Source organism: uncultured Methylobacterium sp., from assembly GCF_964244095.1.
Classification (GTDB): domain Bacteria; phylum Pseudomonadota; class Alphaproteobacteria; order Rhizobiales; family Beijerinckiaceae; genus Methylobacterium.
On record NZ_CAXTHR010000190.1, the window covers coordinates 1 to 6,917 of the forward strand.

The 6,917-nt window shown below is 72.1% G+C and carries 6 protein-coding genes and 1 pseudogene; 4 read left to right on the top strand and 3 right to left on the bottom strand.

The genetic code is table 11. The features are described from left to right. A pseudogene (locus tag ACFE86_RS20425) lies at positions 1 to 171 on the top strand (outer membrane protein assembly factor BamE); the annotation flags it as partial. A gap of 105 nt (positions 172 to 276) precedes the next feature. Here ACFE86_RS20425 and ACFE86_RS20430 read toward each other — a convergent pair. Together ACFE86_RS20430 and ACFE86_RS20435 are read right to left on the bottom strand one after the other, a co-directional pair. Next, positions 277 to 912, bottom strand: a complete 636-nt coding sequence (locus ACFE86_RS20430; RefSeq protein WP_375457161.1) for an HAD hydrolase-like protein — start codon at positions 910 to 912, stop codon at positions 277 to 279. Between the two features lie 73 nt (positions 913 to 985). Further along, positions 986 to 2,077, bottom strand: a complete 1,092-nt coding sequence (locus ACFE86_RS20435) for an alkene reductase (RefSeq protein WP_375457156.1) — start codon at positions 2,075 to 2,077, stop codon at positions 986 to 988. Positions 2,078 to 2,338: 261 nt separating this feature from the next. Here ACFE86_RS20435 and rlmN point away from each other — a divergent pair, with 261 nt between their 5' ends. Beyond that, positions 2,339 to 3,628, top strand: coding sequence for a 23S rRNA (adenine(2503)-C(2))-methyltransferase RlmN (rlmN, locus tag ACFE86_RS20440; protein WP_375457157.1), 1,290 nt, complete (start codon positions 2,339 to 2,341; stop codon positions 3,626 to 3,628). A 4-nt stretch (positions 3,629 to 3,632) separates the two neighbouring features. Here rlmN and ACFE86_RS20445 read toward each other — a convergent pair whose 3' ends face one another. After that, the gene (locus tag ACFE86_RS20445; protein ID WP_375457158.1) at positions 3,633 to 4,031 is read right to left on the bottom strand and encodes a DUF3775 domain-containing protein; all 399 of its coding nucleotides are present in this window, start codon (positions 4,029 to 4,031) and stop codon (positions 3,633 to 3,635) included. Positions 4,032 to 4,205: 174 nt separating this feature from the next. Between ACFE86_RS20445 and ACFE86_RS20450 the strand changes: the two genes are divergently transcribed. Both ACFE86_RS20450 and ACFE86_RS20455 read left to right on the top strand, forming a co-directional pair. After that, on the top strand, positions 4,206 to 6,392 hold the full coding sequence (locus ACFE86_RS20450) for a primosomal protein N' (protein ID WP_375457159.1): 2,187 nt from the start codon (positions 4,206 to 4,208) through the stop codon (positions 6,390 to 6,392). 54 nt (positions 6,393 to 6,446) lie between these two features. Next, complete coding sequence (locus tag ACFE86_RS20455) at positions 6,447 to 6,806, top strand: STAS/SEC14 domain-containing protein (RefSeq protein WP_375457160.1); 360 nt, start codon at positions 6,447 to 6,449, stop codon at positions 6,804 to 6,806. Positions 6,807 to 6,917 lie beyond the last annotated feature (111 nt).

Genomic DNA, 6,917 nt, shown 5'->3' on the forward strand with positions numbered 1-6,917 from the left:
CTCTACGGCCTGCAGGACGGGCGGGTGTTCGACTTCATCGAGCGCACCACCCCGACGAGCGGCGCCGACCGCGCCTTCCTCAGCCAGCTCTTCAAGGGCCTGACCAAGTACGAGCCCTTCGGCAGCGGCACCGGCGCCAGCGTCGTCCCCGGCGCCAACCGCGGCCTCTGAGCCTAAAGCATTTTCCATGATCCCTGGATCACGGAAAATGCTCTAAGCCTCTGTGTGGTCGCATTTTCTTCACGCGAGCCGGTATCCACCTCGCTGGAAAATGCTCTAAGCCGAACGGGCGCGCCGCGACAGGACGGCTTCCGGGATGTCCGCTGGGACGGCGAACAGGAAATCCGGGCCCGCCGCCGCCAGAGCCGCCGCGTCCGTGAAGCCCCAGGCGACCGCACCGAAGGCGCAGCCCACGGCGCGCGCGGCGTCGAGATCGCGGATCTCGTCGCCGACACAGAGGACCGCGCCGGGCGCGATCCCCGCGCGGCGCAGCAGCGCCCCGAGGCGCCGCGCCTTGCCGAACACGGCGGCGCCGCAGGCGTAGCGGGCCATAAGCGCCGCGCTCTCCGGCCCGAGCACGCGGCGGACGTTGTCCTCGGTGTTCGAGCTGAGCACCGCGAGGGCTATCCCTGACGCCGACAACGCCGCCAGCATCGCCGCGACGCCGGGGAACGGGTGCAGGTCCGCCACGTCGCGGGCGGCGAGGCCGTGCATGTGCCGGGCGATCAGCGGCAGCTTCCAGCGCGGCACGCCGAGGCGGGCGAGGATCGCCTGCGCGGAGAGCGCGCGGAGTTCGTCGGTCTCGTGCGGCTCCACCCGCGGGAACCCGTAGCGGTCGGCTACCCCGTTCAGGACGCCGCAGAACCACGGGAAGGTGTCGGCGAGCGTCCCGTCGAAGTCGAGCACGACCATCCGGAAGCCGTGGTCGGGCGGGGCGGGCACGCTCACGACGAACGATCCTCCGTCACGCGCCGCGGTGCCGGCCTCAGGCGGCCCTCGATGCGGCAAGCGTCGGATAATCGACGTAGCCCTCGGGCCCCTGGCTGTACCAGGTCTGCGCCACGTCCTTCTGCAACGGCGCGTCCGCGGCGATCCGGGCCGGCAGGTCCGGGTTGGCGATGAAGGTCCGCCCGAAGGCGATGGCGTCCGCCGCGCCGGCATCGAGCGCGGCCTGTCCGCTGCGGCCGTCGTAATCGGCGTTGAGGATCAGCGGCCCGGCAAACACCCGCCTCATCGCCGGTGCGATCGGCGGGTGGTCGGCCTGGCCGAAGGTGCCGTCCGGGCCGGGCTCGCGCATCTCCAGGAAGGCGATGCCGATCTCCGACAGCGCCCTGGCGGCGGCCACGAACAGCGGCTCCGGATCGGAATCGTTGGTGCCCTGGATCGCGCCGTTGGGCGACAGGCGCACGCCGGTGCGGTCCTTGCCGGCGACCGCGGCCACCGCTTCCGTGATCTCGCGCAGCAACCGGACGCGGTTCTCGATCGAACCGCCGTAGGCGTCGGTGCGCTTGTTGTCCCCGTCTCGGAGGAATTCGTCGATCAGGTAGCCGTTGGCCGCGTGGATCTGCACGCCGTCGAAGCCGGCGGCGAGCGCGTTGCGCGTCGCATGCCGGTAATCCTCGATGAGGCGCGGGATCTCGTCGATCGGCAGCGCGCGCGCCTCGGCGTAGGGCTTCTTGCCCGCGTAGGTGTGGGCGGCGTCCGGCGCCGTGGTCGCCGAGGAGGAGATCGGCTTCTCGCCGTTCAGGAAATCCGGATGGACGAGGCGGCCCATGTGCCAGAGCTGGCAGACGATGCGCCCGCCGCGCTCGTGCACCGCCGCGACGACCGGCTTCCAGGCCTCGACCTGCTCATTTGACCAGATGCCCGGCGCGTAGGGCCAGCCGAGGCCCTCCCGGCTGATGCCGGTGGCCTCCGTGAGGATCACGCCGGCGCCCGCGCGCTGCGCGTAGTATTCCACCATCAGCGGGGTCGGCACGTGGGCGCGGGTGGCGCGCCCGCGGGTGAGCGGCGCCATGAAGACGCGGTTCTTCGCGTCGATGGCGCCGACGCGGATCGGATCGAGCAGTGACGGCATGGGCATCCCGTGACGGGGGCGGCCGCGCGGCGGCGGCGAGGAACGATGCACCCCTCGGGGCGCATAGGTGGCGGGACGAGTCTCTCCTGCCAAGGCGTCGGACGCATGCGGCCCCCGTCGGCGTGCGCGGGCGCACATCGGCCGGTGCGGGCGGCGCGTCTGCCGGATCACGCGACCCCGGCCTGACCGGCGTCATTCGCATTCGTGCGGCGGATCGCCTATATCGTGGGGATTACCCTTCCAAGGTCCTGGCTTAAGAACATGGTGACGGCGTCCGACACCGCCCGGCGCGCAGGCAGCGATGTCTCCGGCATCGAGAAGGCGCCCGCGTTCCGGCCCGAGCCCGTGCCGGGGCAGCGCGCTTCCCTCGTCGGCCTGCCGCGCGCGGCGTTGAAGGACCGGCTCGTCGCCCTCGGCGTGCCCGAGCGCGAGGGCCGAATGCGCGCGGGCCAGCTCTGGAACTGGCTGAACGTGCGCGGCGCGCAGTCCTTCGACGCGATGACCAACGTCGGCAAGGCCCTGAAGGCGCAGCTCGCCGACGCCTACACCCTCGACCGGCCCGAGGTGGTGAGCCAGCAGGTGTCGCGGGACGGCACCCGCAAGTGGCTGCTGCGCATGGCGCCCACGGGCCGGCACGACCACAACCGCGGCGCCGAGATCGAGTGCGTCTACATCCCCGGTCCGGACCGCGGCACGCTCTGCGTCTCCTCCCAGGTCGGCTGCACGCTCACCTGCGCGTTCTGCCACACCGGGACGCAGCGCCTCGTGCGCAACCTGACGGCCGCCGAGATCACGGCGCAGGTGATCGTCGCGCGCGACGCGCTCGGCGACTGGCCCGGCCTGATCCCGTCCCGCGACGCCTCGGGCACCGGGGAGGCGGGGCGGCTCGTCACCAACGTCGTGTTCATGGGCATGGGCGAGCCGCTCTACAACCTCGACGCCGTGATCGACTCGGTCGCCACGATGTCGGACCCGGAAGGGCTCGCCCTCTCGCGGCGGCGCATCACGGTCTCGACGTCGGGCGTCGTGCCGCAGATCAGGCGGCTGGGGGAGGAGGCGCACGCGATGCTCGCGATCTCCCTGCACGCGGTGCGCGACGACCTGCGCGACGAACTCGTGCCGCTCAACCGCAAGTACCCGATCGCCGAACTGATGCGGGCCTGCCGCGACTATCCCGGCCTCACCAACGCGCGGCGCATCACCTTCGAGTACGTGATGCTCAAGGGCGTCAACGACACGGATGCGGACGCGCGCGAACTGGTGCGGCTGCTCAAGGGGATACCGGCCAAGATCAACCTGATCCCGTTCAACCCCTGGCCCGGCAGCCGCTACGCATGCTCGGACTGGGAGCGGATCGAGCGATTCTCGGAGATCGTGTTCGACGCGGGCTACGCCTCGCCGGTGCGCACGCCGCGCGGCCGGGACATCCTGGCCGCCTGCGGCCAGCTCAAGAGCGAGACCGAGACGCTGCGCGCCCGCGAGCGGATGCTGCTCGACGCGGGCGGCGTCTCGGCGCAAGGGTTCTACGCCCTGCACGACGGCGCGGAGTAGGGCCTCAGCCCTGGGGCAGGTCCGGGGTGATGCCGAGCGCCGCCATGCCCTCTTCCAGGAGGTCGCCGGCATCCGGGGAGCCGAGGAGGGTCTTCACCGCGCCTTCGCCCACGCCTTCGCGCTCGCGGGCGAAGCGCACCGCCTCGTTCCACTCCTCCGGCTCCATGTCGCCGCGCCCGACGTAGAGCAAGGCCAGCAGGTCGGCGCGCTCGTCGTCGTTGAGGCCGGCGATCATGCCGCGGACCTCCGATTCCGTGGCGTCGTCCGTGCCGGAGGTGAGCACGTCGGTCGCCCCGTCGTCGATGGCGTTCGAGCCGGAATCCGGATCGGTCGCACCCTCCTTCACCGCGACGGCGCGCAGGCGCAGGATGATCTCGGTGACCGTGTCGGCGGCGATGTCCATGGCAGGCTCCGGTTGGCGGGCCGTCGAGGCCCCGCGCGCCGACAACTTGCGAGAGCCCGGCCGGTTCGGTGCAGGATCGCCCAAGGCCGGTATCGGACGGCCGCGCGGTGGGCGGCGGCCCCGAAATGCCATAGAGTACGGAACCGGAACAAACGCGCTGCACCGCCGAGCCTCATGCCTCACGTCGCCGAGATCCTGATCCCGCTCGCGATCGACACCGCCTACAGCTACGCCGTCCCGGCCGGGCTCGCCCTGGCGCCCGGTGACGTGGTGCAGGTGCCGCTCGGGCCGCGCGAGACGGTGGGCGTGGTCTGGGCGGTGTCGGAGGCGGCGGGCGGCTCGAACCTGCGGCCCGTCACCGGACATCTCGGCGTCGCGCCCCTGTCCGAGCCGTTGCGCAAGCTCGTCGACTGGATCGCGCGCTACACGCTCGCGCCGAAGGGCTCGGCGCTCGCCCTGGTGCTGCGGCTGCCCGACGAGGGCGCGGCGGCGGAGGTCGTCCGCGTCGGGGTGCGGGCCACCGGCAAGGCGCCCGCCCGTCCGACCGCGGCGCGGGGCAAGGTCCTCGCGGTCGCGGCCGACGGGCAGGTGCGGGGCAAGAGCGCGCTCGCCAAGGAGGCCGAGGTGTCGCTCTCCGTGGTCGACGGCCTGATCGACGACGGCGCGCTGGAGACCGTGGCGCTCGCCCCCGAACCGGTGGCCCTGCCGCCCGACCCGGACCACCCGCGCGTGCCGCTCTCGGCGGCGCAGGGCGCGGCGGCGCATGATCTGATCGCACACCCCCTCACTCCCGCCCCCGCGGAGGCAGGTGGGAGGGAGGGTGCGATTCTCTTGGAAGGCGTCACCGGCTCGGGCAAGACCGAGGTCTATTTCGAGGCGGTGGCCGACTGCGTCCGGTCGGGCCGGCAGGCGCTGATCCTGATGCCGGAGATCGCGCTGACGGCACAATTCCTCGACCGGTTCGCCGCCCGCTTCGGCGTGCGCCCAGCGGCATGGCACTCCGGCATCGGCGGACGGCGGCGGGAACGCCTGCGGGCGGGCGTGGCCGCCGGCGCGGTGATGGTGGTGGTCGGCGCCCGCTCGGCGCTGTTCCTGCCCTTCGCGAAACTCGGGCTGATCGTCGTCGACGAGGAGCACGAGTCGGCCTACAAGCAGGAGGACGGCGTCCACTACCACGCCCGCGACATGGCGGTGGTGCGCGCCAAGCTCGAAGGCTGCCCGGTGGTGCTCGCCTCGGCGACGCCCTCGATCGAGACGCGGGTCAACGCCCAGCGCGGGCGCTACCGCCGGGTGGTGCTGCCCGAGCGATTCGGCGGCCGGCGCCTGCCCGACATCGGCGCCATCGACATGCGCCTCGACAAGCCCGAGCGCGGGCGCTTCCTGTCGCCGCCGATGGTCAACGCCGTGAAGGCGAACCTCGCCGCCGGCGAGCAGGCGCTGCTGTTCCTCAACCGCCGGGGCTACGCGCCGTTGACCCTGTGCCGGGCCTGCGGCCACCGCTACCACTGCCGCAATTGCTCGACCTGGCTCGTCGAGCACCGCTTCCGCAAGGCGCTGGTCTGCCACCAGTGCGGCTACAGCGAGCGCCGGCCCGACGCCTGCACGGAATGCGGGACCTTCGACAACCTCACGCCCTGCGGCCCGGGCGTCGAGCGCATCGCGGAAGAGGCAGCGGAGCTGTTCCCGGACCGCCGCATCATCGTGCTGTCGAGCGACTTCCCCGGCGGCGCCGAGCGGCTGCGGATGGAGTTGGAGGCGGTGGCGGCGGGGGAGTGCGACCTCGTCATCGGCACGCAGCTCGTGGCCAAGGGCCACAACTTCCCGCACCTGACGCTGGTTGGCGTGCTCGACGCCGATATCGGCCTGACCTCGGGCGACCCGCGCGCGGCCGAGCGCACCTTCCAACTGCTTCAGCAGGTGACCGGCCGGGCCGGCCGCGGCGAGCGGCCGGGCCGCGCGCTCGTCCAGACCTATCAGCCGGAGCATCCGGTGATCGCGGCCCTCCTGTCGGGCGATGCCGAGCGGTTCTACGAGGAGGAGATCCAGGCTCGCGAGGCCGCGGGCCTCCCCCCCTTCGGGCGGCTCGCGGCGCTGATCGTCTCGGCCAACGACCGCGCGGCGGCGGAGGCCCACGGGCAGGCGCTCGCGCGCGCCGCCGAGCCGCCGGACGGCGTGATGGTGCTCGGCCCCGCCGAGGCGCCCCTGGCGATGGTGCGCGGGCGCTACCGCTTCCGCCTGCTGGTCAAGACCGAGCGCAACGTCGACCTCCAGGCGTACCTCCGCGGCTGGCTCGCGCGCGGCCCGAAGGTGCGCGGGAACGTCAAGGTCGCGATCGATGTCGACCCGCAGAGCTTTTTGTAGGAGAGTGCGCCGCCGCCGAACGCCCGACCTGCGGCATCGTCAGGAGCGCGAACCGTGCTGAGCTACACCAAGAAGCCCGAGTCCAGCATCGCCGAGATCGTGGTCGATGGAAAGATCACCGACGAGGAGATGAACGCGGTGATGACCGCGATGAAGGCCGACCTCGACAAGGGCGGCAGGCTCAAGCTGCTGGAGGACGTGCGCGCCTTCGAGGGCATGGAGCCGGCGGCCTTCTTCAAGGACCCGCGCTTCGGCCTGTCGATGATGAAGGGGATCAGCCACGTCGCCCTCGTCACCGACGCGCAATGGCTCAAGGTCGTGGCCGAGACCTTCGGCTTCGTCTCGCCGGCCAAGATCAAGGTGTTCGAGCGCGCCCACCTCGAAGAGGCCCGCACCTGGCTCGCCGCCGCGTGATCGTCCCGCTCGCGGGACGAGCATCGGTGCCCTAGGTTATGTGGACATTTACCGCGTCCATAGGACGATGGCGGCGAGAGTGACGACGGCGGCGTAGTTGCGCTCGGTCTT

What these genes read in the sequence shown, in the direction of transcription:
- ACFE86_RS20430 (WP_375457161.1), bottom strand. Translation starts at nt 912, where the DNA reads ATGGTCGTGCTCGACTTCGACGGGACGCTCGCCGACACCTTCCCGTGG.
- ACFE86_RS20435 (WP_375457156.1), bottom strand. Translation starts at nt 2,077, where the DNA reads ATGCCGTCACTGCTCGATCCGATCCGCGTCGGCGCCATCGACGCGAAG.
- rlmN (WP_375457157.1), top strand. Translation starts at nt 2,339, where the DNA reads ATGGTGACGGCGTCCGACACCGCCCGGCGCGCAGGCAGCGATGTCTCC.
- ACFE86_RS20445 (WP_375457158.1), bottom strand. Translation starts at nt 4,031, where the DNA reads ATGGACATCGCCGCCGACACGGTCACCGAGATCATCCTGCGCCTGCGC.
- ACFE86_RS20450 (WP_375457159.1), top strand. Translation starts at nt 4,206, where the DNA reads ATGCCTCACGTCGCCGAGATCCTGATCCCGCTCGCGATCGACACCGCC.